This is a genomic window from Bradyrhizobium sp. UFLA05-125, from assembly GCF_059803515.1.
On record NZ_JBANBJ010000023.1, the window covers coordinates 17,253 to 41,053 of the forward strand.

The window sequence follows — 23,801 nt, forward strand, 5'->3', positions numbered from 1 at the left end:
TCGCAATTCGTAGGTGGGCCACGCGACTTGCCCGCCGTCGCTCGAAGAGCGAAGGCGGAAACGTGGCCACCGCTTTCGTGGCAACAAAAAAGGTGGGCACGGCGCTTTGCGCCTTTGCCCACCCTACGGCAGATGCGTTCGGGGACGAACGCCTACTCCGCTGCGATCTGCCTTGGCGCCGGCGGCGGGTTCGCGAGGTCGGCGGCGAGTTGCGCGTAGCGGGCTTTGGCGGCCTCCACCGCCTTCTCCTTCACCGGGCCGTAGCCGCGGATGCGGTCGGGCAGCGACAACAGCTCCACGGCGGTGTCGTGCGTGATGGGCGACAACAGGCCGAGCACGGTGGCGACGTCCTTCTCGTAGCCGCTGATCAGGTCGCGCTCGAGCTTGCGGTCAGCCGAGTAGCCAAAGATGTCCAGCGGGGTGCCGCGCAGGAAGCGGAATTTTGCCAGCCAGCGGAAGCCACCGAGCATCCACGGGCCGAAGGCGCGCTTCTTCGGGCGGCCCTGTGCATCGACGCCATTGCTGAGGATCGGCGGCGCGAGGTTGAAGCTGAACTTGAAGTCGCCTTCGAACTGGTCGCGAAGTTGCTGCTCGAACTGGCCGTCGGTGAAGAGACGCGCGACCTCATACTCGTCCTTGTAGGCGAGCAGCTTGGCGTAGTTTATCGCGACCGCGCGCGGCAGCGCATCGCCATAACCGCCCTTCGCCGCAGCGTCGCGGACCTGGTCGACCAGTCTGCGATAACGCTTTGCCAGGCGTCCGTTCTGGTAGGCGGTGAGATGCTTAGCGCGATGCTCGATGATCTCGTCCAGCGTCATCGCCTCCAGGCTCTTCGGCGCGACGACCTCATCCTGGCCCTTGAGCATGTCGGCGAGCCGCTTCGGATCGGCCACCGCAAGCCGGCCGAGGCGGAACGCCTCCTTGTTCATCTTGATCGAGACGCCGTTGACCTCGATCGCCTGCTCGATCGCTTCGGCACCGATCGGCAGCAGCCCCTTCTGATAGGCGTAGCCCATCATCATCATGTTGGTGGCGATGGCATCGCCAAGGAGCTGCTCGGCAGGCTTGGTGAAGTCGAAGAAGGTGGAGTCCTTGTGCAGCGCGGTCTCCAGCACCGCATTCAGCTTGCGGGTCTGGAAGTTGAAGTCGCGGTTGAGGATGAAGTCGGCGGTGGGAATGACGTGGCTGTTGATGATGCCTCGGGTGCGGCTGCTATCGCAGAGCGAGATCGTATCCTTGGCGACCGCGACGACCTCGTCCGCAGCGAGCACGAGATCGGCGGTGCCCGTGACGATGCGCGAGCACGTCACCTCGGCCGGATGATCCGACAGGCGGACGTGGCTCAGCACCGCCCCGCCCTTTTGCGCGAGGCCGGACATGTCGAGGATCATCGAGGCCTTGCCCTCGATATGGGCGGCCATGCCGAGCAGCGCGCCGATGGTCAGCACACCCGTGCCGCCGACGCCGCCGACCGCGATATTGTAGGGCTTGTCCAGCGCCGGTCGCGAGGTGGGCTCCGGCAGCTCGCCGATATCAGTAGGTTCCGCCGGTGCGCGATGGCGTGGCGCGCCGCCGTCGATGGTAACAAAGGACGGGCAGAAGCCCTTGAGACAGGAATAGTCCTTGTTGCAGGAGGACTGGTTGATGGTGCGCTTGCGGCCGAACTCGGTTTCCAGCGGCTCGACCGAGATGCAGTTCGACTGCACCGAACAGTCGCCGCAGCCCTCGCAGACCGCCGGGTTGATCATCACGCGGCGCGGCGGATCCTCCATCAGGCCGCGCTTGCGGCGGCGACGCTTCTCAGCCGCGCACGTCTGTACGAAGACGATCGCGGACGTGCCCTTGTACTCGCGGCACATCTTCATGACGTTCTCGAGCTCGTCGCGATGGTACTTTTTCACGCCGGGCGCGATGGAATGGGGCGGATACGCGTCGGGATTTTCCGAGACCAGGTAGATCTCGCTGATGCCCTCGGCGTGCAGCTGCGCCATAATCTTCTGCGGCGAGAGGTCGCCGTCGTGGCGCTGGCCGCCGGTCATGGCGACGGCATCGTTGTAGAGGATCTTGTAGGTGATGTTGGCCTTGGAGGCGATCGCCTGGCGGATGGCGAGAATTCCCGAGTGGAAGTAAGTGCCGTCGCCGAGGTTCGCAAAAATATGGTTCTCGTTGGTGAAAGGCGCGATGCCGACCCATGGCACGCCCTCGCCGCCCATGTGTGTGAACGTTTCGGTCGAGCGGTCCATCCACAGCGCCATGAAGTGACAGCCGATGCCGGCGAGCGCGCGGCTGCCTTCGGGGACCTTGGTCGATGTGTTGTGGGGGCAGCCGGAGCAGAAGTAAGGGGTTCGGGAGACCGGCGCGGTGGCCTGCATCTGGGTCGCCTGGCGGCCGTTGAACCAGTCGGCCTTGGCGCGGAGCATCTCGGCGATTTCGGGGTTGAGATTAAGTCGAAGGAGCCTTTCGGTGATCGAGCTAGCAAGCGAGGCGACGCTGAGCTCGGCGGCGAAGGTAAGGAAGCGCTTGTCGTGGTCGTCCATCTTGCCGACGATGCGCGGGCGGACGTCGTCGCGCCAGTTGAACAGCTCCTGCTTGACCTGGTTCTCGACGATCTCGCGGCGTTCCTCGACGATAAAGATCTCCTCGAGGCCCACCGCAAACTGCCGTACGCCTTCCGGCTCCAGCGGCCAGGGCATGCCGATCTTGTAGAGGCGAAGGCCGATCTTGGCAGCGACCTCCTCGGTGATACCCAGCTCGCGCAGCGCTTGCCGGACGTCCTCATAGCTCTTGCCCGACGCCATGATGCCGTAGCGGGCGTTCGGGCTATCCATCGTGACGCGGTTGACCTTGTTGGCGCGCGCAAAGGCGATCGCCGCATAGCCCTTGTAGTCCTGCAGGCGGCGGTCCTGCTCAAAGCGGTCATCGGGCCAGCGAAGATTGAGGCCGCCGGGCGGCAGCTCGAAATCCGAGGGAATGATGAAGGGCTTCATCTCGTCGGTGAGATCGATCTCGGCGGTGGTCTCCACCGTCTCCGTGATCACCTTCATGCCGACCCAGCAGCCCGAGTAGCGCGACATCGCGATACCGAGCAGGCCCATCTCGATCATCTCGTGGATGCTGGAGGGATAGAGATAAGGCATCAGCGCCGAGATGAAGGCATGGTCGGACTGATGCGGAACGGTCGAGGACTTTGCGCCGTGATCGTCACCGGCGAGGCACAGCACGCCGCCATGCTTGGCCGAGCCGGCGGTATTGCCATGCCGGAAGACGTCGCCGCAGCGGTCGACGCCGGGGCCCTTGCCGTACCAGATGCCGACCACGCCGTCGTACTTGGCGCCGGGCGAGAGATTGAGCTGCTGTGAGCCCCAGATCGCGGTGGCGGCGAGATCCTCGTTCACGCCGGGCTGAAACTTGATGTTGTACTGCTCGAGGTGCTTTCGCGCGGCGAAGAGTTGCTGGTCATAGCCGCCGAGCGGCGAGCCGCGATAGCCGGAGATGAAGCCTGCGGTATTCAGCCCTGCGGCGCGGTCGCGCCGGATCTGGGCCATGGGCAGGCGGACCAGCGCCTGGATTCCCGTGGTGAAGACGTGTCCGGTGGATTGGGTGTATTTCTGGTCGAGACTGATCGGACCCTGGTTGATGCCCATTTTTGTCCTCTTCGCCCTCTTAAGTCGTTGGCGTGCCCGTTGTTTTTAGTTAGGGCGCCCCGGATGCCCGCGCCACTTTATGTCGGAATTTTAAGCCTCCGCATCACAAATCTGGACCGAAGCGGGGCATTGGCGAAAATCGCAATTTCGTGGCGGCAAGTCTGCCCGCCCTTTTCAATTTGTGTCAGCATACCCGGGGCGTCGCGAAACGACGTAACGCGTCTATAATGCGCCCCATGGCGATTGGTCGCAGGGGGAGACCGGGAATGCGGACGATTCTGGCATCTCTGGTGTCAGGGCTCACGTTGTGCAGTGCAGTTGCAGCGACCGCGAGCGAGCCGTCGCCGGAGGCGATTGCTCATGGCAAGGCGCTGGTGGAGGCCGGCGACTGCGCAAGCTGCCACACCGCCGATCCCGCAAAACCATTCGCGGGCGGCAAGCGCATCGATACACCCTTTGGCGAGATCTATGCGCCGAACCTGACGCCGGATCGCGACACCGGGATCGGGGGCTGGACGGACGCCGACTTCACCCGTGCGCTGCGCTTCGGCATCGCGCCTGATGGCTCCTATTATTATCCGGCGTTCCCCTACCCCTACTTCACCAAGATGACCAAGGACGACACGCTGGCCATCCGCGCGTATCTTTCGACGCAGGCGCCCGTTACGAACCGCGTCAAATCGCCGGAATTGCGCTGGCCGTTTGGCTATCGATCACTGATGCGCGCCTGGAACTGGCTGTTCTTCAAGCCCGGCCTGTTCGAACCCGACCAGTTCAAGACCGCGGCCTGGAATCGCGGCGGCTATCTCGTCACAGGACTCGGCCATTGCGGCGCCTGCCACACGCCGAAGAACTATTTTGGTGCCGACAAGCGCGGGCTGGCGTTTTCGGGCAACGAGGTGGGTGGCTGGTTCGCACCGCGGCTCGATAGCGCCGCGCACAGCGGGCTGAAGTCGTGGAGCGTCGACGAGATCGCCGAATATCTCCAAAGTGGCCGCAACGCCAAGAGCCATGCCGACGGGCCGATGGCCGAGGTCATCGTCAACTCGACCTCGAAGATGAGCGATGCCGATGTGCGCGCCATGGCGGTCTATCTGAAAGAGCTGCCACCGGGACCGAACGAGCCCGCGGTGACGCCGCCATCGGAAAGCGAGATGAAGGCGGGCCAAGCCGTCTATGCGAAGTTCTGCATCGCCTGCCATGAAGCCGACGGCTCCGGCGCGCCGCGCATCTATCCGCCACTGCCCAGCAATGCGCTGCTGCAATCCGGCAATCCCTCCTCCACGCTCCGCATCATTCTCGACGGAGCGCACACCGTGACGACGCCGCGCGCACCCAACACCGGCGAGATGCCGGCCTATGCCAAGCAATTGTCGGACGAGCAGATCGCGGCGGTAACGAACTACATCCGCAACTCCTGGGGCAACGCCGCTCCGCCGGTCACGGCGGCGCAGGTCGGGAAGGCGCGGAAGGAGGATTAGTCGCAACGCCGTCATTGCGAGGAGCGCAGCGACGAAGCAATCCAGAGTGTTGCCGCGGACGGATTCTGGATTGCTTTGCTCCGCCCGCAATGACGACGTGGATAGAGTGAGGCAATGTAAGCCCTACTTCTCCTTCTCGTCGCCCGTAAACACGAACTTCGGCATCTCCCATTTGTAGCGAACCGCGAGCAGGCGGAAGCTGATGCCGAGCGCGAAGGTGAGAATGGTCCAGAGCTCGTCGTTGATCTTCAGCCCGAAAGCGGTGGCATAGAACAGGCCCGTCACCACCGAGACGCTGGCGTAGAGCTCGGAGCGAAACAGCAGCGGCACGTCGTTGCAGAGGATATCGCGGAGCACGCCGCCGGCGCAGCCCGTCACCATGCCGGAGACGATCACGATGGGGAGCGTTGCATCCATCTGCCAGGCGACGTCGCACCCCGCCATGGTGAAGACCACGAGGCCGATCGCGTCGAGCACGATGAAGGCCAGCTTGAGCCGATGCACGAGGCGCGCGATCAGAATGGTAATGAAGGCGGCACCGCCGCTCAGCACGAGATAGATGGGGTTTTGCACCCAGGCGAGCGGATAGTGGCCGAGGAAGAGATCGCGCAGCGTGCCGCCGCCGAGCGCCGTGATACAGCCGAGGAAACAGACGCCGAGCCAGTCCATGCTGCGCCGGCCCGCGGCAAGCGCCGCCGTCATCCCCTGCGCCGCAACCGCGACGAGGGAAAGGAAATGCAGCACGCTGTCGCTCGGTGGCAGGCTCCACATCGGATGTCATCCCGTTTCGAGGGCGGAACTTACGTCTCCAGTTCCAGAATGAGCAAGGTTCATCGGGAATGAACAGGTTCCCGATTCCTGCGCGCGGCAACATGCGACGAAAGCATGAGATCCCCGGAACCGAAATTCGCATCCCCGGGTTGTCTGGTCAGTCAATTCGAGGAGATCAAGCGATGGCCGATGACCGTTTTCCGAATGACCCCTATCGTCCCATCGGTGAGGATGAGTATCTTCGCGCCGCACGACGGGATGCCGACCTCCAGGTGGATCCCGAACTTGGCGAAGGCCCCGCCTCCAGCGGCAAGATCGCGCTGTTTGCGGTCGCGATCGCGGTCGTGCTCGGCGCAGTGTTCTACGGCTTGAACAATACCAGCGTGAACCAGGCCTCGACCGAACCGCCGGCGAAGACCGCACAGACGACACCTGCAAATCCGGCCGCGCCTCCCGGCATGCGCGACGTGACGCCAAAGGGCAACACCTCGCCGGGCGTGACCACCGGTGCGGCACCGAGCCAGCCGGCCTCGCCAGCCCCGTCTCCTGACGCCGGCAAGGCGCAGTAACGCTGCCGAAACACGAAAGCGGCGGGACGCCAACGTCCCGCCGCTTTTTGTCATGCGTCAGCCGAACAGCTTGTTCAGCTCGCCGCCGGGATACCCGCTCCCGAGCTCGGCAAACGTGCCCTTCTCCGCCATCTCTTTCGCCGCGCGCATGAAGCCGCCCCAGGCGGCGCGGGCGAGCGAGCCGCCGACGCTAATGCGGCGCACGCCGAGATCGGCAGCCTCTTGCAGCGACAGGCCGGAGGCGCCGATCAGGAGATTGAACGGCCGTGGATGCACCGCCTTCACCACGGCCGAAATATCCTCGCGCGTCTTGAGGCCCGGCGCATAAAGGCAATCGGCACCGGCATCGGCGTAAGCCGTGAGCCGGTCGATGACGAGCTTGAGGTCGCTCACGCCCCACAGATAGGCCTCGCAGCGGCCGACCAGCAGCGTGCCGCTATCGCCGATCGCCTTGCGTGCCGCCTTCACGCGCTCGACCGCGAGCGCGCGATCATAGAGCGGCTTGTCCTTGTCCCCCGTGGAATCCTCGATCGACAGCCCGGCCACGCCGGTTCGCACGCCGCGTTCGACATTTTCCGCGACCTTGTCCGGCTCGACCGCGAAGCCGCCCTCGAAATCCGCATTCACGGGGATGTCAACGGCCGAGCACAATGCTGCCAGATGCTGACAGACGTCGTCCACGGTGACGCGGTTGTCGGCGCGCCCGATGGTCCAGGCAAAGCCGGCGCTCGATGAGGCGATCGCCTTGAAGCCGAGATGCTGCAAGGCCTTGGCACTGCCGACGTCGAACGGATTGGGCAGGATGAAGCAGCCGCTCTCGTGCAGCTTCTTGAATGTCGCGCGCTTGTCCGCAGTCGTAACGTGCATGTTTCTCTCCCTTGTTGGCCGCGCAGACATAGGCACGCCACCAGGGCAGCGCCAGTACGCGCCCGGGCAGCGCCAGTAGCGCGCCCGCGCACGCGCTAGTGCGCGTCGTGCACGACGCGGCTGTCCTTCGGCGCCTCGTCGCGATCGTTCATGCCGTAGTCGCGGACGACGCTGGCAATCCGCAGGCGATAATCGGCAAAGAAGCTTCCGCGGCCTTTGGCCTGCGCGCGGCGATGCTCCATGGTCTTGCGCCAGGCCTCTACGGCCGCCTCATCGCGCCAGAACGAAACCGACAGCACCTTGCCCTTCTCGGTCAGGCTCTCGAAGCGCTCGACCGAGATGAAGCCGTCGATGGTCTGCAGGATCGGCTTGAGATCGGCCGCGAGATCGAAATAATGCTGCCGGTGCTCCGGCTTCGGCCAGACCTCGAAGATCACGGCGATCATGGGCGCCTCCCTTGTTTTGGTTTGCGCCTACAATACCACCTTGCGCAGGAACGTCCGCTCCTCCGCGACAATAAACCTGTTCTCCTCGGCGAAACGGAAGTTCGCCATCCCCTCGGCGTCCTGACGCAGCCGCGCGCGATAGGCCTCGTAGGCCGCCAGGCTTTCGAACGAGATCAGCGCAAAGGCGATGTTGTTGGTTCCCTCGTGCGGCATGAAGTAGCCGACCAGATCGCCACCGCATTTCGGGATGATGGTGAGCCAGCGCTTCGAGTACTCCTCGAACTGCGCGCGCTTGAAGGGATCGAGCTGGTAGCGGATGAAGACGGTGATGGACATGATGGGCTCTCCTCTCTGTCCCCGTCATTGCGAGGGGCGAAGCGACGAAGCAATCCAGACTGTCGCCGCGGAAAACAGTCTGGATTGCTTCGCTGCGCTCGCAATGACGAGTTTGTGGTTGGCAGACTACACCCTTGCCCGACCGCAATGCTTCGGCTATCATCGAAGCATGAAAGCAGGACCTGACATTGCCATGGTCGCTTCGCTGGTCGGCGACCCCGCGCGCGCCAATATGCTGACAGCGCTGATGAACGGCCGCGCGCTCACCGCAAGCGAGCTCGCGCAGGAGGCCGGGATCACCCCGCAGACCGCGAGCTCACATCTTTCGAAGCTCGAGGCCGGCGGACTGATCGAGCCGGAGAAGCAGGGCCGGCACCGCTACTACCGCCTGAGCGATCCCGATGTCGCCGGCGTGCTGGAGGCGCTGCAAGGACTTGCCGCCCGCGCCGGCCACATGCGCGTGCGCACCGGGCCGAAGGATCCGGCGTTGCGGCGGGCGCGGATCTGCTACGACCATCTCGCCGGCGACCTCGGCGTGCAGATGCTCGACTCCTTGCGCGAGCGGCGCCTGGTGAAGCAGAAGAAGCAGGACATCGAGCTCACGGTCGAGGGCGAACGCTTCCTCGCAAAGCATTTGCAGATCTCGCCCGACATGCTGACCCATCCGCGCCGGCCAGTCTGCAAGGCGTGCCTCGACTGGAGCGAGCGTCGGCATCACCTTGCCGGCACGCTCGGCGCAGCCATGATGAAGCGTTTCACCGAATTGAAATGGGCGGCGCGCGATGCGACGCCCGGCAGCCGCGTGGTGAATTTCACCCGCACCGGCGAGAAGCAGTTTGCGGCGCTGTTCGGCGACAGGCACGAGTAGTTACACAATCGCGTGTGAATGAGTGCCGTCATCATGGCCGGGCTTGACCCGGCCATCCACGCGTTTATGGGCACCGTCATTCCGGGGCGGTCCGCAGGGCCGAACCCGGAATCTCGAGGTTCCGGGCTCGATGCTTCGCATCGCCCCGGAACGACGTTGTCAGACATCAGAGCCCTCAATGACCCGCATCCTCCCGACTGCGCTCGCGGCCGCCCTCCTCGCTTTCCCGCTCGCTTCGACTTACGCCAGCGAACCCGCGGCGCGCGAGCCCTACGGGATCGCCCTTGAGGGGTTTGCCTATCCCTACCCCGTGAGCCTGCTGCCGCTCGTCAATGACGGCGAAGAGCTTCGCATGGCCTATATGGACGTCGCACCTCAAGCGCCGAACGGCCGCACCGTCGTCTGCTTCATGGCCGCAATTTTCCGTCGAGCTATTGGGCGCCCGTGATCAAGATGCTGAGCGAGGCTGGCTTCCGCGTCGTGGTGCCGGACCAGATCGGCTTCGGCAAATCGTCCAAGCCGCTCGGGGAACTGCATTTCGATACGCTGGCGCGCAACACCATCGCACTGCTCGATCATCTCGGGATCGACAAGGCCGAGATCATCGCCCATTCCATGGGCGGCATGTTGGGGGTGCGCATCGCGCGGGCCTATCCGGAACGCGTGTCGCATCTGGTGCTGACCGCGCCGATCGGGCTGGAAGACTACCGTCTCTACGTGCCGCCGGTGCCGACGGAAAAGACCATCGAGATCGAGGACAAGCTCACGGCCGAGGGCTATCGCAAGCAGCTCCAGACCAACTACGCGATCAAGCTGCCGCCTGAGGCGATCACGCCGTTCATCGACGCCCGCTTCAACATCAAGGGCAGCCCCGACTACCCGCGCTGGCTGCGCGCCTTCGTCGGCTCCGGCCAGATGATCTATCGCGAGCCGGTGGTGCATGAAATCCCGCTGCTTTCGCAGCCGACGCTGTTCATCATGGGCGCCGACGACCACAACGCGCCGGGCAGACCGAATGCACCGGAAGCGCTGCGGCCGAAGATGGGGCAGAACGCCGATCTCGCCAAAGCGCTCGCTGCAAAGATGCCGAATGCGCGGGCAGAGACCATTCCGGACACCGGCCACCTCGTCTTCCTGGAGGCGCCCGAGCGATATCGCGACCTGGTGCTCGGCTTTCTCGGCCGCTAGCTTCCCTCATGTCGCTTCAAGCAGCATGAACGGCGGCGTTCATGCCGTATTCAGGTCATGATTGCCAATTTGGATCGCGCCGCTTCGGCATGTCGCCAAAATTTAACATGCCGAATCGCACCTTTTGATTCATTGTGCGCCACAAGCGCGTGACCCAAGGACTAGAGAGGGAGTTCACATGAAATATCTTTTTGCCGCCGTCATGCTCGCCGGCGCCGTTGTCGGTTTCAGCGAAGCAGCCAGCGCTGCCGGCGGTTGCGGGCCCGGGTGGTATCGCGGCGCCTATGGCGGCTGCCGCCCGATGGGCCGTACGGTCATGGTAGCACCAGCGCCTGTCGTGGTCGCTCCGGTCGTCGTCGCCCGTCCGCGCGTCTGTCCGTGGGGCTTCCGCTGGTGGGCCGGCCGCTGCCGCCCGGTCTGATCTGATTTTGCCTAAGCATGGCCGCGCGTTCCACCGCGCGGCCGTTTTCTTTTTGAACGCCTGCCGTTTTCGCGGGCACAAAAAAGGGGATCGCCACCGCGATCCCCTTTTCTGATTCAACTGGCAACTTGCAGCACGCCCTACCAGTGACGCCAGTGGCGGCGGTGCCAGCGATGCCGCCAGCCCCAGTGCCGGCGACGCCAACCCCAATGACGATGACGCCAGTGACGATGATGCCAGCCCCAGTGACGATGGTGCCAGCCCCAGTGATGACCGCCCCCGTGCCAGCGCACCTGCTCAGGCTTGAGCTGGCCGACCTCCGCGCTGCTGGTGACTGCGGGATGGACCTCGGGATTGCCGCGTGGGACGTTGGCCGGGCCTTCGATCGGTTGTGGCGCCAGCGGCGCGGCCTGCGCGGCCGCCGTCAATGCAGCGGCACCGGCCGCAACACCGAATGCGAGTTTCAAGAAATGCCGGCGCTCCATGATGTCTTCCTCTTCAATCAGCGTTGAATGATGCGAAGGAAGTGTCGCGCCGACGAAATGAACTCGGACTGAACCCTGCATTCAGGTAGGTTGCATGAAGCTGACACGCCGGCGTGCATCCGGGATGGCACAACGGCCGTCTTACTTTGTTCAAGGAAAGGGTCGAACATTCCGGGCAAAACCGGGGTACGTGGGGTCGTCCTGCATGGATCAAGTCCATCAGACCAGAGGAGACAGCCATGGCAACACAGGTGAAGCCGGTTCCCGAAGGATATCACACCGTCACGCCCTATCTCATCGTCGACGGCGCGGAGAAGGTCATCCACTTCATGAAAGAGGCTTTCGGCGCCCAGCCCTTGTTCGAGCCAATGATGCGGCCCGACGGCAAGGTCATGCATGCGGAGTTCAAGATAGGAAGTTCCATCGTGATGATGGCCGACTCCTCCGAGCGGGCACAGGCAACGTCCACGATGCTGTATCTTTACGTTCCCAATGTCGATGCAGTCTACCAGAAGGCCATCAAGGCCGGCGGCACGTCCTTGATGGAGCCAACGGACCAGTTCTATGGCGACCGCAGCGGCGGTGTGAAGGATCCGGCCGGCAACCACTGGCACATCGGCACCCACATCGAGGACGTATCGCCGACTGAGCTGAAGAAGCGGGCGGCGGAATTCATGAAGCGGCAGAACAAGGCAGCGTAAGCAGCCGCGGGCTCCGAGGGCGGATTAGCACAGCATGATCCGCCAGCGTGCTTGCGATAAAAGGGGCGGGTTAGCGAAGCTAACCCGCCCTACGCACTCCAATGGCCTTGAATGGGAGTGCGGCGGCTGAGCGCAGATTCTTCGGCATGCGCAAGATCCCCCTCGCCCCGCCAGGCGAGGTTTGCTCGAGCTCAGCTGCCCTCGAACTTGAACGACACGTTGAGCTTGGCGCGATAGGCTTCCACTTTTCCCTTCGCGTCCAGCTGCATATCGAGTTTGACGACCTCGGCGACGCGAAGGTCCCTCAGAGTTTTTGCCGCTTGCTCGACCGCATTGCCGGCGGCCTTTTCCCAGGAGTCGGTGCTGGTACCGATCAGTTCTATGACCTTGTAAATGCTCTCAGGCATGTCGTTCTCCCGTTCGGTATGAAGCAGGAAGCAGCTGCTCCCTGCCGCGTTCAAACCTAGCACGGTATCGGTGCCGAAAGGACGCGCATGTCGCAGGGCTGACAGGCCCGAGCCGCTTGGCGATGTTGCGGTGCCAACTATCAAAGGGAGAGCCGTAGCGGCCGAGCCAGCGCTAGCCCGTATTCCTGACTGCTTCAGCCAGCATGGCGTAAAGCTGGCGCTTGCTGAATTCCTTGGGCTGCTTGTCTGTTGTCTTCCGCGACACCTTCTTTGCTGCCGGCTGGGCGCAGGCAGCCGACAACACCGGCTCTTGCTTCCGGACCGACCTTATCTGGGGTTTTGCCGTTGGCGGCTTATGGCCACGCTTCAGGCCCAAGCGGGTCAGCATGCCGCAGACAGCGTTACGGCTACACCCGAGACGGCGCGCGATCTGCGCGGCACTCTGTCCCTGGACCCAGAGTCTTTTGAGCAGCGCTACGTCTTTCGCATCCCAACTCATGGGAGATATTGTACGCCACTGCCATCAACTATTCTAGTCTTCGTCCGGTTCGCGTACGACCGCGGGCTCGTCGTCGTCCTCTTCTTCCTCATCGTCCTCATCGTCCTCATCGTCCTCTTCATCGTCATCAGGATCCCGGGGCGGCATCGTGCTGCCCTTGATCACAAAGCTATTCCAACCCATCAAGCCGGTGAAAAACTCTTCGGGGATGTTTGGATTCATGTTGTTGCTCCTCGGGTCTGGAGCTGGAGTGCGCCGCCGATGGTTAACGTGCCGGGCGTCTTGCTATCGTGGATCGGCGGATTGTCGATGCCCGTCACCTCGAGCTTATAGCCGATCTTTCGCAGCAGGTCTTTCCGCCGCGCAATATCTGCATCGGCCTCGACACCCAGCCGGGAAGGCTGCTGGTATGGGTTCCTCCAACTTCCTGTTTGCTGCGGAGGATAGCCGATACAGTCGGTCGGCTAAACCCACCCTCCCCGCGCCATGATGGCCGCGCAGAGCAGGATGACGACGATCGCCGCGAGCTCGCCATGGATGATCGACGTCACCAGCCGCCGGCGTTTCACGTCGATCACCGGCGCCTTGCCAGCCTTGATCGCCGCGCTCCAGGACAGGAATTCCCGCGTCGGAACGATCGATAGCAGGCCGATGATGATGAACAGCGAGAATTTGGTCAGGAAGGCGTGACTGTGCAGATAGTAGTCGGAGCCCTTCTCAAAGAAGAACACCCGCAACAGCCCGACGACGAACAGCGCGCCGGCGGCAATGCCCAGCACGACATCGGTGAGCTGGAGCCTGCGTGCCGACTCGACCGTCAGCTCCTGCCGGATCAGCGTGAACTCGATCGCAACGGCCGAGACCAGCGTGAAGGCGCAGAGATGGTGCAGGAAGGCGAACAGCGTGGACATGGCTGGATTTCCCCGGACAGATGTCGAGCTCGTCGGCCGCAATGATATAGGCTGTTCCCGCCAATAAGAAATGACGCGAGAGCGGAGCGTCGAGCCCGCAAGGCAAGGCAAGCTAGCAAACGGCCGTTGCAAAAATCTCGCCCCCGCTGTCGGAACGCCAGCCCTTCACCCGTCCTATGCCTGGACAGCACGGAGACATCGCATGGCCGACCTCACCCTCACCACCTTCGACTGGGTTCCCGAAATGCCCCGCGGCTACGTCCGCGATCTCCGCGTCCGCTGGGCGCTGGAAGAGGCCGGCCTGCCCTATCGCGTCGCCAGCATGCCGTTCGGCGACCGCTCGGCCGAGCATTTCGCGCACCAGCCGTTCGGCCAGGTGCCGTGGCTGACCGACGGCGACCTTTCGATCTTCGAGAGCGGCGCGATCCTGATGCATCTCGGCGGACTGAGCGAGGCACTGATGCCATCCGATCCGCGCGGCCGCAGCTGCGCGACGGAATGGGCGTTCGCCGCGCTCAATTCCGTGGAGATGGCGAGTCTGCCCTGGTCGATCCTCAAGTTCACCGGCAATGCCGGCGACACACCGGCATGGAAGTTTCTGGACGACTTCCTCAAGCTCCGCCTCAAGCACATGGAGACGGTACTGGCCGGCCGCGAATGGCTGGCCGGCTCATTCTCCGTCGCCGACATCCTGATGTCGGACGTGCTGCGCCCCGTCGATCGTTTCGATGGGCTGGCGGACAGTCCTGCCTGCCGCGCCTATGTCGCGCGCGCCACGGCCCGCCCGGCGTTTGCAAAAGCCCACGCCGAACAGATGGCGCATTTCGCCGCGGCCGACGAAAGCCGTAGGGTGGGTTAGGCGCCGCCGTAACCCGCCGCTTCCATCGCCGCAAAAGTTGGCGGGTTACGCTAACGCTAACCCGCCCTACGCACCGTGCATGCGGCAGCGCCTCACATCAGCTTCATCGACGCATCGTGCACCACGCGGAGATCGATCCGGCCGATCAACTCCGCCCGTAGCGCCTCGGCGGCGCTGATGGCGTCGTCGGTCTGCCGCAGCGTGCTGACGTTGGAACCGAGCGATACGATCCCGCCCAGTATCAAAGCGATCGATCCAAGCGCAGCCGCCGAACCGACGCCGAACAGTCCGAGCACCACGATGAGCAGCAATGCGGCGCCGCCCGCGATCGCTATTTTCGAAGCCAGAATGAACTTCCGGCATCGCTCCGCGATCTCGGCCAGCGCCTCGATCCGGGCTTCGATGTCTGAAATCTCGTCGGTCGGATCGTCTTCGGTCATCGGGTACAGATCGAGGATGCCAAGTCAGAAACGAAAACCAGTAGCCCGCATGAGCGAAGCGACATGCGGGACCTAGGCAAAGACCCGGATGTCGCTTCGCTCATTCGGGCTACAAGTCCTCACAACGGCAAATTGTCGTGCTTCTTCGCGGGGATCTCGACCTTCTTGTCTTTCAGCATCGCCAGCGCCCTTGCGATGCGCCGCCGCGTCGAGTGCGGCATGATGACGTCGTCGATGTAGCCGCGCTCCGCCGCAATGAACGGTGACAGGAAGCGGTCCTCGTATTCCTTCGTTCGCGCCGCGATCTTGTCGGGGTCGCCGATATCTGCGCGGAAGATGATCTCCACCGCGCCCTTGGCACCCATCACGGCGATCTGGGCGGTCGGCCAGGCGTAGTTCATGTCGGCGCCGATCTCCTTGGACGCCATGACGTCGAAGGCGCCGCCATAGGCCTTGCGGGTGATGATCGTCACCAGCGGCACGGTGCATTGCGAGTAGGCGAACAGCAGCTTTGCGCCGTGCTTGATCAGGCCGCCATATTCCTGCGCGGTGCCCGGCAGGAAACCCGGCACGTCGACGAAGGTCACGATCGGGATGTTGAAGGCGTCGCAGAAGCGAACGAAGCGCGCCGCCTTCCGTGACGCATCGCTGTCGAGCACGCCGGCGAGCACCATCGGCTGGTTGGCGACGAAGCCGACGGTGCGGCCCGCGATGCGGCCGAAGCCGGTGACGATGTTCCTGGCGAAGGCCTCCGAGATCTCGAAGAAGTCGCCCTCGTCCACGACCTTCAGGACCAGCTCCTTCATGTCGTAGGGCTTGTTCGGATTGTCGGGGATCAGCGTGTCCAGCGACATGTCGATCCGCTCGATCGAATCGAAGCTCGGCCATTCCGGCACGCCGTCCGAGTTGTTCGAGGGCAGGAAGTCGATCAGGCGGCGCATCTGGAGGATCGCCTCGACGTCGTTCTCGAATGCGCCGTCGGAGATCGAGGAGCGCGTGGTGTGCACGGAGGCGCCTCCCAGCTCTTCGGCGGTGACGACCTCGTTGGTCACGGTCTTCACGACGTCGGGGCCGGTAACGAACATGTAGCTGGTGTTCTTCACCATGAAGATGAAGTCGGTCATCGCCGGCGAATAGACGTCGCCGCCGGCGCAGGGGCCCATGATGACGGAGATCTGCGGGATCACGCCGGAGGCGATGACGTTGCGGCGGAAGACGTAGGAATAGCCCGCAAGCGCCGCGACGCCCTCCTGGATGCGCGCGCCGCCGGCGTCATAGAGGCCGATGATCGGCGCCCTCGCCTTCATCGCCATGTCCTGGAGCTTTGTGATCTTCAGCGCGTGGGTCTCGGACAGCGAGCCGCCGAACACGGTGAAATCCTTGGCGAACACGAAGGTCTTGCGGCCATTGACGGTGCCCCAGCCGGTGACGACGCCATCGCCCGGCACCTTGCTCTTCTCCATGCCGAACTCGATGGAGCGATGCTCGACGAACATGTCGAATTCCTCGAACGATCCCTTGTCGAGCAGCAGCTCGATGCGCTCGCGCGCGGTCAGCTTGCCGCGAGCGTGCTGCGCCTCGATGCGCTTCTCCCCGCCACCGAGCTTGGCGCCGGCGCGACGTTCTTCAAGGGCGTCCAGGATATGCTTCATTTGCTCCCGCCAGTTCTTAAGGTGCGATTGCTGCGGGTTCTAACACGGCATTTTGCGGGCCGGAAAGCCGCTTTGCGCATGCCCGCCGCGCCTGGACAGGCTAGAAAGCCCAAGGAATTACAGGGGCTACTCCAGGAGACTCAGATGGACGATGCAGTCACAGCAACCGGCGAGGTGACCGGCGGCATCAAGGTTCTGCTCCGGCTCGAGGGGCTGACGCTGTTTGCGGGCATGGTGCTGCTCTATGCGGTCTGGGGCGGTTCGTGGCTGGTCTTCGCCCTGCTCTTCCTGGCGCCGGATCTGAGCTTCCTGGCATACCTCAGCGACAGCCGGTTCGGCGCGATCGTCTACAATGCCGCGCACAGCTACATGGTCCCGGTGGCGTTGCTCACGGCGGGTTTTGCGCTGGAATGGCCGCTCCTGCTCTCCATCGCCATGATCTGGCTCGCCCATATCGGATTCGACCGGGCGCTGGGCTACGGGCTGAAATATCAGGCCGGCTTCGGCTTCACCCATCTGGGGCGGATCGGACGGATGGGGAAAGCGTGAATGGCTGGCGGGGGCCACGCGTTTCTCCGCGATTTGGTCCTCGGGGCGGATTGACCGATTCAGCCGATTCAGGCTTGTTTCTGACAACGATCAGCGCCGATGGGTTCGCGTGAGCTTTCAGTCGGTACGGCGGCGGTCAATTACGCTCTGCTTGTTTGTTCGGCTGTTTTTGCCCCCGCTCCCAGGCATCCCGGATGTCCGCCACGGTCGTATCCCTGCCGCCCCAAACCGGTGACGAAACCGTCGATTTCCTGCGGCGGATGGCCAGCATGGTCTCGGGCCGCAACGGCGAGATGCTGATGCGCGCCGCGGCCACGATCGAAACGCTGTCACAGCGGGCGATGTCGGCCGAGCAGCTCTATCGCCGCCAGTTCGAAGCCAGCACGCGCAATGCCAAGCTGCGCGAGGTCGCCGAGGTCACCTCGGACGGTCTGTTGCGGGAGGTCGAGGGGCTGCGCGCACAGCTTGCGGAGATCACCGCGACCAGTGCGGCCGAGCGTGCGCAGTTCGAGGCGGAGCGCGAGCGGATGCTGAAGCTGATGCAGAACGCCGAGGCCCATGTCGCTGATGTCACCGCCGAACTCGGCGCGCTGCGCAAGTCCGTCGATACCTTCAACGAGACCGTGGTGGCCGTGCCGATCGTGATGCTTCGGCTCGCCCGCTCGCAGTTCGACATCCTGTCGGACGGCTTTGCCAAGAACGGCGACGTGATCTCTCGCGCCATCAGCGAGATCGGCGGCTGCGCGATCGACCAGGCGCTGGCGGCGAAGAAGACGGCCGATTCCTAGACTAGAACGCGGTGGGATTAGGCTTGATTGTTAGGACGAAGGTGGTGCGCTCCCTCTCCCGCTTGCGGGAGAGGGGTGGGGTGAGGGCTCCCTCCGCTTGGGGATTGTCCACTGCGGAGACACCCTCTCCCCCCCGCAAGCGGGAGAGGGAGCGCACTTTCCTTGTCCCTTGTCGCAACAATCAAGCCCAATCCCACCGCGTTCTAGGGCACCCGCCGCCCGCGCATGTCCTTGCCGTTCTGGTGCAGCGTCAGCATCGGCGCGGTGCCGTCCTCGGGCTTGGCAAAGGTCAGCTGGGCGTCGACGACGCGGTAGAAGAAATCCGTCTCGCTCTCGGCAAACACCTCGTATTCGGCCTGCCCGGTCGCCTGCACGAACAGATGGCCGCCGTCGGCGCGCACCGTCAGGACGAAGGTCGGAAAGATTTGATAGCGGCCGACGTAGGCCGCGAGCAGCGCTGGATCGACGGGGACCGCGCGCCTGATCTTCGGCGATGGATAGGCCGGGTTGATCATGTTCAGCGCGAGCGAGGTGTTGGCGCCGTAGTCGTTCGCATTCGAGAGCAGGATGGATGCCTTCCCGGTCCTGGTCGAATAGCCGACGAAGGTCGCATAGCCACCGGTGCCGCCGTCCTTCCAGTTCACCTCGTCGTCGAACCGCAGGCTGGTGAACCAGCCCATGGCGACGTCGCTCTGCGACGCTTGCGGACGCCGCAGCGACAGCGTCATCTTCATCGCGGCTGCGAGCGGCGTGTCGCGGGTGCCCTGATAGGCCTCGACGAACTTGAAGAGGTCGCTCAAGGTCGAGCGCAGTGCGCCGGCGCCTGCGAGTGCATCGAGGTCCCAATTCGCCACGGGAGCCAACGCCGTATTGTGGCCCTGCGCCAGGCGCTCGCGCATCGAAGGCCCGAGCGTGATCCGCGTGTCGTCCATACCGAGCGGCGCGCAGATACGCGAGGTGACAAGTTCCTCGTAGGTTTTGCCGGCGCGCAAGCTCAGCACGTGCCCGAGCAGGCCGAAACCGAGATTGGCGTATTCGTAGTGCTTGCCCGGCGTATAGGCGAGCTTGTAGCCCGACAGGAAATCGTAGAGCTGATCGGCGGTGTAGTCGGCGTAGGGGTTGGTGGGATCCTTCGGCGCAAAATTGTTGGGCATGCGCGGCAGGCCGGAGGTATAGGTTGCAAGATCTAGAAGCGTGATCGGCACGCCCTGATATTCCGGCATCGTGACCCGCTCGGGCAGGAATTTGGCCGCGGGATCATCCAGCGCCACCTCGCCCCGCCCGACCATCTCGGCCAGCAGCAATGCGGTGAAGACTTTTGTAATCGAGCCGATCTCGAAGACGGTGTCGGCGTCGAGCGCGCGATCGTCCGCGGCTCCCGAACGCCCATAGGTCGCGACGATGCGGCGACCGCCCTCGATGCGGCCCGCGACGAGCCCCATCGTCTCGTGGCCAGCCTCGATGTGGTCCTTGAGCAAGGCTGCGAGCTCCTGCTCAGGCGAAGTCTGCGCATGCAACCCCGCACCGCCAAGAAGAAGCGCGGAGCCTCCGAGCAGAACCGAGCGGCGATGCAGCATAAAGACCCCGTGTGCGGCCGTGCGCCAACCTTGCTGGTGGCACCATGATGCTAGTCGAGCGACGCGAGTTTCGCCAGCAGCGCGACGTCAGATTGCGCCAATATCCGTCAGGCAGGCTTGCGTCAGCGCCATGCGGTCGGCGATGTGGCGCGGCTCGCGGCAATCCATGTTGAGCGCGAACACGGTGCGCGCGTCGCCCTTCTCCGCCCAGCCGACCATCCAGCCGAGCGAGCCCTGCTCCTTGCCCGTGAGGCCGGACTTTGCACGGATGATGGACGAGCCGACTTGCGTCACCGGCAGGATATCGCAGACGAGATCCTGGCTACGCTTCGAGATCGGCAGCGCGCGGCGCCGCAGCCGGTCGACAAAGTCGATCTGGTCCATGGGATCGATGTGCAGATTTCCGGTCAGCCAGAACTGGTCGATGCCGCCGCCGATATCGCGATTTCCATATTCGAAGAGGTCGACATATTTTTGCATCCGCTCCTGGCCGATGCGGCGCGCGATCTCCTGATAGACCGGCACCGCGCTGACCGCGATGGCGCTGCGCAGCGTGTGATCCCTGTTCCAGGCCTCGATGTCGCGCTTCACGCCATCCCATGGGAAGACGTCCTTGTCCACGTCCTGCACCACGCCCGTTTCCAGCGCGATCAGCGAGTTCGGGATCTTGAACGTCGAGGCCGGCAGCCGTGGCTCGGCGGAGCGCTCCTTGTCGCTCAGGATGATCATGTAGTCGTCGGTCTTGTAGCCGACGAAGGTCCCGGCCGTGCCGGCATCAGTAAAACGCTTGGCAAGACTGTCGCGAACTTCGCTGAGTGGCGGCGCGACATTGGCGAGCGCGCGCGACGGCAGGATCGCGCTAGCCGCGAGAAGACCGAGGGTGGAGCGACGGGTCAGCAAGGCGGTATCCGTTCAATGATTTGTAGCGACGGTGCAGCCGATTTCGTGGTGAAACGATGACGGCGCTTTAGCGTGGCTCTAACGCACCCGGCCTGACAGCCGCAGCACGAACACCAGCACCTCGGCGACGGCCTTGTACAGGTCAGGCGGGATCTCGTCGCCGAGCTCGACCTTGGACAACGCGCCGGCCAGCACCTCGTTCTCCTCGATCGGGATGTCATGGGCCTTTGCCAGTTCCACGATTCTAGCGCCGATCGTGCCCTTGCCCTTGGCAACGACCCGCGGCGCACCGCTGCCCTTCTCATAGTGCAGCGCGATCGCGAGCTTGCTCTCCTCGCTCATGTTGCGCGATCCAGAAAGTGTCCGGCGCGGGCCGGTTGGGGCTGCGGCGGCGTGCCGTCGCGGATCACGATGTCGCCAGGCTTGAGATCGGCCTTGGCCAGCGCCTGGCTGAGCTCGCCGGCGCCGTCGCGCAATTGCTGCGCGGTGGCGGGACGCTCCGCCCACATCCGAACAAAAGTCTTGTCGCCATTGAGCGTGATCAGCGCGTGCACCGGGCCGGCCGGCTCGACGTTGAGCGAGAAGCGCGCGCGCCAGGCCTTTTTCGCCGGATCGGACTCGCTGCCGCCGCCATCGCGCGAGATCTCGAACTGCGCCATCGCGGTGCCCTGCGGGGTCGCGAAGGGAATCTCGAAACTCCACTGCGGCACCGAGGGATCGACACGATGGCCGCTGGCGTCGACGCGATCCGGAAGCGATGCGACCTGCAACAGCGTCTGCCGTGCGATCGCGGCGTCGGTGTCGTCGAGAAGCCGGTGCACGGTCTGACTCAGCGGTGCGCCTGATGCGAGCGAGGCCGTTGCGATCGCCTGCGGCGATGGCAGCGCACCGCGGAATGGCGGTGGCGCGGTGGTCGCACGCGGCATCGTGTCGAGGCTGTGCGCGTCCGGCACCGCGGCTTTGGGCACCGCGAATGCGCCGCCCATCGCATGCGGCAGCTCCTGCACGGCTTCCTGCAGCAGGCTCAATGCGACGCCAGGTGACACCGCACCTTCGGTCACAGCCTCGGCGAGCGCGACGGCTGCGACATTTGCTCCTCGTGGCGCTTGCAGCGTCTCGCCCGGACCGGCTTCAGGTGATAGCGGCGGAGCCTGGAACGCTTCGCCTCCGATGCGTTCGAGCGATGTCACGGCCTGCGCGACGGCCGCGGGCGCGGCAGGACGCGCGGTTGCCGCTGCCGCCACTTGCGGCACCGAAGTTTCAAGCGCGCCCGACGTCGCCGCCAGCGTCTGGCGCAGCACCAGCAGCGCTGCCTTCAGATCAGGAACGCTGCCGCCTGCAGGCGTCAGCCCTGACGCCAGCGAGGCCTCGAGGAAGAGCCCGGATTTCTGGAACGCGGACTCGATGTCGCCACCGTCGAGCTGCGGGCTGAGCGGTGTCTGCTGCGCCAGTACGTCCAGCACGGCCTGCTTCAGCCCCGCCGGCAGATCGCTGCTGGTGACGACCGAGGCGAGATTGGCAAACAGCGGCGCCTGGCTGCCCTGCTTGGTCACGGCCTCACTGGAGGCCACCGAAACGGCGATCTGCTCGAGCGGCGTGAGGAGGTTGCGCCCAGCGGTCGCGGACGGTGCGAGCGTGGGCGCGTCGGTGAACGCGACCGCACCTGGCGTCAGCGTGACCTGATCGGTCGCCGCCCCGCCCGCCCCGTTGACGATTGCGAGCCGCACAGTGCCATCGTTCTGCGACACCGCGAGCTGGAGGTTCTGGCCCGGCGATAGCGCCACCTCCGACATCACGTCGATCGAGAGGTTGGCGATCGCAATGCGCACGAGATTGTCGGCCATCACGCTGACGACCTTGGCGTCGACGACCGAGCCCGCCTGAAGCACGAGTTCCGGCGTCGCCGCATCGGCCACGGAGGTGGCGGCGGTGACTGATACGATCGAGCTTATCGGCGTCGGCATGTCTTAAGGGCCCGCGGAACGCGAGCAACCCTAGCCGTCCGTCGTAAACCTCTCGTTAAGGACCCTGCGTCGGCGGCCCGTTCACGGCCTCGAGGACCGCCACCGCCGCGGCAAAATCCTTCAGCCGGGCGGCGCGGCGGCCGGCCGCCTCCTCGTCCACGCCCCACTGATCGGCGTTCCAGTCCTCGTCGACATGGGCGGCCGCCCAGACCTGATCGGCATCGCGTGCCCGATGCGCCAGGGCGAGGGCCAGCAGCGCCGACCCCGTCAGCGTCGTGATCACGTGCAGCGCCGCGACCGACCAGGGATCCCTGGGCAGGGCAGCCCGCGCGGCCGCGAGCGCCTGCTCCGGCTGGGTCACATGCATGATGCCCTCGGACAGGATGAAATGCGCGCCAAGCGTCTCGGCCGCCCAGAACAGGACGGGGTCCCAATGCGCGGCCTCGCGCGCCACCAGGCCCTCGGGATGGCCGGCGCGATAGAACAGCAGGTCGGACTGCAAATATTTTGCGAGGTCATCGCTGACGAGATCGACGCGGTCGATCACGCCCTCGACCACGCTGTTGGCGAGCCGCGTCAGCGGCATGGTCATGGGGTCGATCGTCTCCGTCTGGCCGGCCCATTCCGCGACGACCGCGTCCGCGAGCAGCTTCGCAGGGATGACGACCTGGCGGCCGGACGGCGTCTTGATCGGCTTGCCATCGAGCGTGATGGCAAAGCCATCCTCGGCCTCCACGACGCCCGCCTCCGCATAGAAGCGCTTGCGCAGGGGCGCACGGGAGGCAGCCCGCGCGGCTTCCTGCGGATCGAGCCGGGACTGGCCCGCAACCTCGTCAAACAATTCGCGCATTCGGTTTTCGACCCTGATCCCTGGATGCTAAAGCATGATCCGGAAAAGTGCGAAGCGGTTTTCCGAAAAGATCATGCGCAAACAACAACCTAAAGCGCGATGACGATTCATCCCAATCTCATCGCGCTTTAGGCTTCTAAAATAAGTCCGGCAGCCGATAAAGCGAGCGGCAGGCATGAAGGAAATCGCGGGCATTTTGGCCCTGTTCGCCGGGTTCTGGCCGGCCGCGGCGGAGGCTGGTTTCAGTGTGCGTAACCTCTATGACTATTGGCGATGACATTGAGAGCGTCGCGAGATGCCCTACTGGTTCGCGCACATCCGCGAATAGGTGCCGCGATCAGCAGGGGTCAGGCCCGCCCCGGCGGCGTCTTCAAGGCATTTGGTGATGCGGTCGCTGAATGAAGGCCGCGGCGGCTGCTTGTAATTGAAGGTCGGCAGCGCGTTGACCTGCGGGACCTTCGGTACCTCGATCTTCGGCGGTGGCGGCGGAGGAGGCGGTGGTGGCAGCAACAGAGGCGTGCCCGGCATCAGCGTCTGCGCGAAGCTGCCCTGCCCCGCCGAGAGCGCGACCAGAACCATCAGGATGGATAGCGTCGCCTTCATGGAGGACATATCGTACGCCTCCCAT

The 23,801-nt window shown here is 64.3% G+C and carries 26 protein-coding genes and 2 pseudogenes; 9 read left to right on the forward strand and 19 right to left on the reverse strand.

The genetic code is table 11. The features are described 5' to 3' along the window. Positions 1-152: 152 nt before the first annotated feature. Entirely contained in the window at positions 153-3,644 is a 3,492-nt protein-coding gene (locus SO156_RS20885; RefSeq protein ID WP_498536115.1) for an indolepyruvate ferredoxin oxidoreductase family protein, read from the reverse strand. A 266-nt stretch (positions 3,645-3,910) separates the two neighbouring features. Here SO156_RS20885 and SO156_RS20890 point away from each other — a divergent pair, with 266 nt between their 5' ends. Beyond that, complete coding sequence (locus tag SO156_RS20890) at positions 3,911-5,125, forward strand: c-type cytochrome (RefSeq protein WP_498536116.1); 1,215 nt, start codon at positions 3,911-3,913, stop codon at positions 5,123-5,125. Between the two features lie 123 nt (positions 5,126-5,248). On the opposite strand, the gene SO156_RS20895 is transcribed toward SO156_RS20890, so the two are convergent. Next, positions 5,249-5,896 carry a trimeric intracellular cation channel family protein gene (locus SO156_RS20895; RefSeq protein ID WP_458149188.1) on the reverse strand — a complete coding sequence of 216 codons (648 nt, stop codon included), beginning with the start codon at positions 5,894-5,896 and terminating at the stop codon, positions 5,249-5,251. Positions 5,897-6,078: 182 nt separating this feature from the next. Here SO156_RS20895 and SO156_RS20900 point away from each other — a divergent pair, with 182 nt between their 5' ends. Continuing rightward, positions 6,079-6,465 (forward strand): hypothetical protein, encoded by a 387-nt coding sequence (locus SO156_RS20900; RefSeq protein ID WP_498536117.1) that lies wholly within the window; start codon positions 6,079-6,081, stop codon positions 6,463-6,465. 57 nt (positions 6,466-6,522) lie between these two features. On the opposite strand, the gene SO156_RS20905 is transcribed toward SO156_RS20900, so the two are convergent. The 3 genes from SO156_RS20905 to SO156_RS20915 all read right to left on the reverse strand — a co-directional run bounded on the left by SO156_RS20905 (position 6,523) and on the right by SO156_RS20915 (position 8,114). After that, positions 6,523-7,332, reverse strand: coding sequence for an isocitrate lyase/PEP mutase family protein (locus tag SO156_RS20905; protein WP_498536118.1), 810 nt, complete (start codon positions 7,330-7,332; stop codon positions 6,523-6,525). Positions 7,333-7,427: 95 nt separating this feature from the next. Next, positions 7,428-7,778 carry an antibiotic biosynthesis monooxygenase family protein gene (locus SO156_RS20910; protein WP_458149191.1) on the reverse strand — a complete coding sequence of 117 codons (351 nt, stop codon included), beginning with the start codon at positions 7,776-7,778 and terminating at the stop codon, positions 7,428-7,430. Positions 7,779-7,805: 27 nt separating this feature from the next. Beyond that, positions 7,806-8,114 (reverse strand): NIPSNAP family protein, encoded by a 309-nt coding sequence (locus SO156_RS20915; protein ID WP_458149192.1) that lies wholly within the window; start codon positions 8,112-8,114, stop codon positions 7,806-7,808. A gap of 169 nt (positions 8,115-8,283) precedes the next feature. On the opposite strand from SO156_RS20915, the gene SO156_RS20920 reads away from it, so the two are divergent. The 3 genes and pseudogenes from SO156_RS20920 to SO156_RS20930 all read left to right on the forward strand — a co-directional run bounded on the left by SO156_RS20920 (position 8,284) and on the right by SO156_RS20930 (position 10,591). Continuing rightward, positions 8,284-8,982 (forward strand): ArsR/SmtB family transcription factor, encoded by a 699-nt coding sequence (locus SO156_RS20920; protein WP_458149193.1) that lies wholly within the window; start codon positions 8,284-8,286, stop codon positions 8,980-8,982. Positions 8,983-9,160: 178 nt separating this feature from the next. Next, positions 9,161-10,170, forward strand: a pseudogene (locus tag SO156_RS20925) (alpha/beta fold hydrolase). A 178-nt stretch (positions 10,171-10,348) separates the two neighbouring features. Then, complete coding sequence (locus tag SO156_RS20930) at positions 10,349-10,591, forward strand: GCG_CRPN prefix-to-repeats domain-containing protein (protein WP_458149195.1); 243 nt, start codon at positions 10,349-10,351, stop codon at positions 10,589-10,591. 140 nt (positions 10,592-10,731) lie between these two features. Here the strand turns inward: SO156_RS20930 and SO156_RS20935 are convergent, their stop codons facing one another. Then, positions 10,732-11,076 (reverse strand): twin-arginine translocation signal domain-containing protein, encoded by a 345-nt coding sequence (locus SO156_RS20935; RefSeq protein WP_458149196.1) that lies wholly within the window; start codon positions 11,074-11,076, stop codon positions 10,732-10,734. A 239-nt stretch (positions 11,077-11,315) separates the two neighbouring features. Here SO156_RS20935 and SO156_RS20940 point away from each other — a divergent pair, with 239 nt between their 5' ends. After that, entirely contained in the window at positions 11,316-11,777 is a 462-nt protein-coding gene (locus tag SO156_RS20940) for a VOC family protein (RefSeq protein ID WP_498536119.1), read from the forward strand. Positions 11,778-11,968: 191 nt separating this feature from the next. On the opposite strand, the gene SO156_RS20945 is transcribed toward SO156_RS20940, so the two are convergent. From SO156_RS20945 to SO156_RS20965, 5 genes and pseudogenes are all read right to left on the reverse strand, one after another. Continuing rightward, a complete protein-coding gene (locus SO156_RS20945; RefSeq protein ID WP_458149198.1) occupies positions 11,969-12,184 on the reverse strand; it encodes a dodecin family protein in 216 nt (71 codons plus the stop codon). 172 nt (positions 12,185-12,356) lie between these two features. After that, on the reverse strand, positions 12,357-12,683 hold the full coding sequence (locus SO156_RS20950; protein ID WP_458149199.1) for a GcrA family cell cycle regulator: 327 nt from the start codon (positions 12,681-12,683) through the stop codon (positions 12,357-12,359). 33 nt (positions 12,684-12,716) lie between these two features. Beyond that, positions 12,717-12,905 carry a hypothetical protein gene (locus SO156_RS20955; RefSeq protein WP_498536120.1) on the reverse strand — a complete coding sequence of 63 codons (189 nt, stop codon included), beginning with the start codon at positions 12,903-12,905 and terminating at the stop codon, positions 12,717-12,719. Positions 12,906-13,006: 101 nt separating this feature from the next. Continuing rightward, a pseudogene (locus SO156_RS20960) lies at positions 13,007-13,081 on the reverse strand (adenosine-specific kinase); the annotation flags it as partial. A gap of 66 nt (positions 13,082-13,147) precedes the next feature. Next, a complete protein-coding gene (locus SO156_RS20965) occupies positions 13,148-13,594 on the reverse strand; it encodes a DUF2214 family protein (RefSeq protein ID WP_498536121.1) in 447 nt (148 codons plus the stop codon). Positions 13,595-13,796: 202 nt separating this feature from the next. Between SO156_RS20965 and SO156_RS20970 the strand changes: the two genes are divergently transcribed. Next, positions 13,797-14,453, forward strand: coding sequence for a glutathione S-transferase family protein (locus SO156_RS20970; RefSeq protein ID WP_498536122.1), 657 nt, complete (start codon positions 13,797-13,799; stop codon positions 14,451-14,453). Between the two features lie 92 nt (positions 14,454-14,545). Here SO156_RS20970 and SO156_RS20975 read toward each other — a convergent pair whose 3' ends face one another. Further along, complete coding sequence (locus SO156_RS20975) at positions 14,546-14,893, reverse strand: hypothetical protein (protein ID WP_498536123.1); 348 nt, start codon at positions 14,891-14,893, stop codon at positions 14,546-14,548. A gap of 119 nt (positions 14,894-15,012) precedes the next feature. Further along, the gene (locus SO156_RS20980) at positions 15,013-16,545 is read right to left on the reverse strand and encodes an acyl-CoA carboxylase subunit beta (protein WP_458149204.1); all 1,533 of its coding nucleotides are present in this window, start codon (positions 16,543-16,545) and stop codon (positions 15,013-15,015) included. Positions 16,546-16,689: 144 nt separating this feature from the next. On the opposite strand from SO156_RS20980, the gene SO156_RS20985 reads away from it, so the two are divergent. Further along, a complete protein-coding gene (locus SO156_RS20985) occupies positions 16,690-17,094 on the forward strand; it encodes a DUF4260 domain-containing protein (protein ID WP_458149205.1) in 405 nt (134 codons plus the stop codon). A gap of 194 nt (positions 17,095-17,288) precedes the next feature. Continuing rightward, positions 17,289-17,882, forward strand: coding sequence for a hypothetical protein (locus SO156_RS20990; RefSeq protein WP_498536124.1), 594 nt, complete (start codon positions 17,289-17,291; stop codon positions 17,880-17,882). A gap of 203 nt (positions 17,883-18,085) precedes the next feature. Here the strand turns inward: SO156_RS20990 and SO156_RS20995 are convergent, their stop codons facing one another. From SO156_RS20995 to SO156_RS21020, 6 genes are all read right to left on the reverse strand, one after another. Further along, the gene (locus SO156_RS20995) at positions 18,086-19,459 is read right to left on the reverse strand and encodes a serine hydrolase (RefSeq protein ID WP_498536125.1); all 1,374 of its coding nucleotides are present in this window, start codon (positions 19,457-19,459) and stop codon (positions 18,086-18,088) included. An 87-nt stretch (positions 19,460-19,546) separates the two neighbouring features. Further along, a complete protein-coding gene (gene blaOXA, locus SO156_RS21000) occupies positions 19,547-20,359 on the reverse strand; it encodes a class D beta-lactamase (RefSeq protein WP_498536126.1) in 813 nt (270 codons plus the stop codon). Positions 20,360-20,437: 78 nt separating this feature from the next. Then, positions 20,438-20,701, reverse strand: coding sequence for an EscU/YscU/HrcU family type III secretion system export apparatus switch protein (locus SO156_RS21005; RefSeq protein WP_498536127.1), 264 nt, complete (start codon positions 20,699-20,701; stop codon positions 20,438-20,440). Beyond that, positions 20,698-22,323 (reverse strand): flagellar hook-length control protein FliK, encoded by a 1,626-nt coding sequence (gene fliK, locus SO156_RS21010; protein WP_498536128.1) that lies wholly within the window; start codon positions 22,321-22,323, stop codon positions 20,698-20,700. The genes SO156_RS21005 and fliK overlap by 4 nt, the downstream gene beginning before the upstream one ends. Before the next feature lie 55 nt (positions 22,324-22,378). Further along, positions 22,379-23,173: an ATP12 family chaperone protein gene (locus tag SO156_RS21015; protein WP_498536129.1), complete on the reverse strand. Its 795-nt coding sequence runs from the start codon at positions 23,171-23,173 to the stop codon at positions 22,379-22,381. A gap of 300 nt (positions 23,174-23,473) precedes the next feature. Beyond that, positions 23,474-23,785 carry a hypothetical protein gene (locus SO156_RS21020; protein WP_458149212.1) on the reverse strand — a complete coding sequence of 104 codons (312 nt, stop codon included), beginning with the start codon at positions 23,783-23,785 and terminating at the stop codon, positions 23,474-23,476. Between the last annotated feature and the right edge of the window lie 16 nt (positions 23,786-23,801).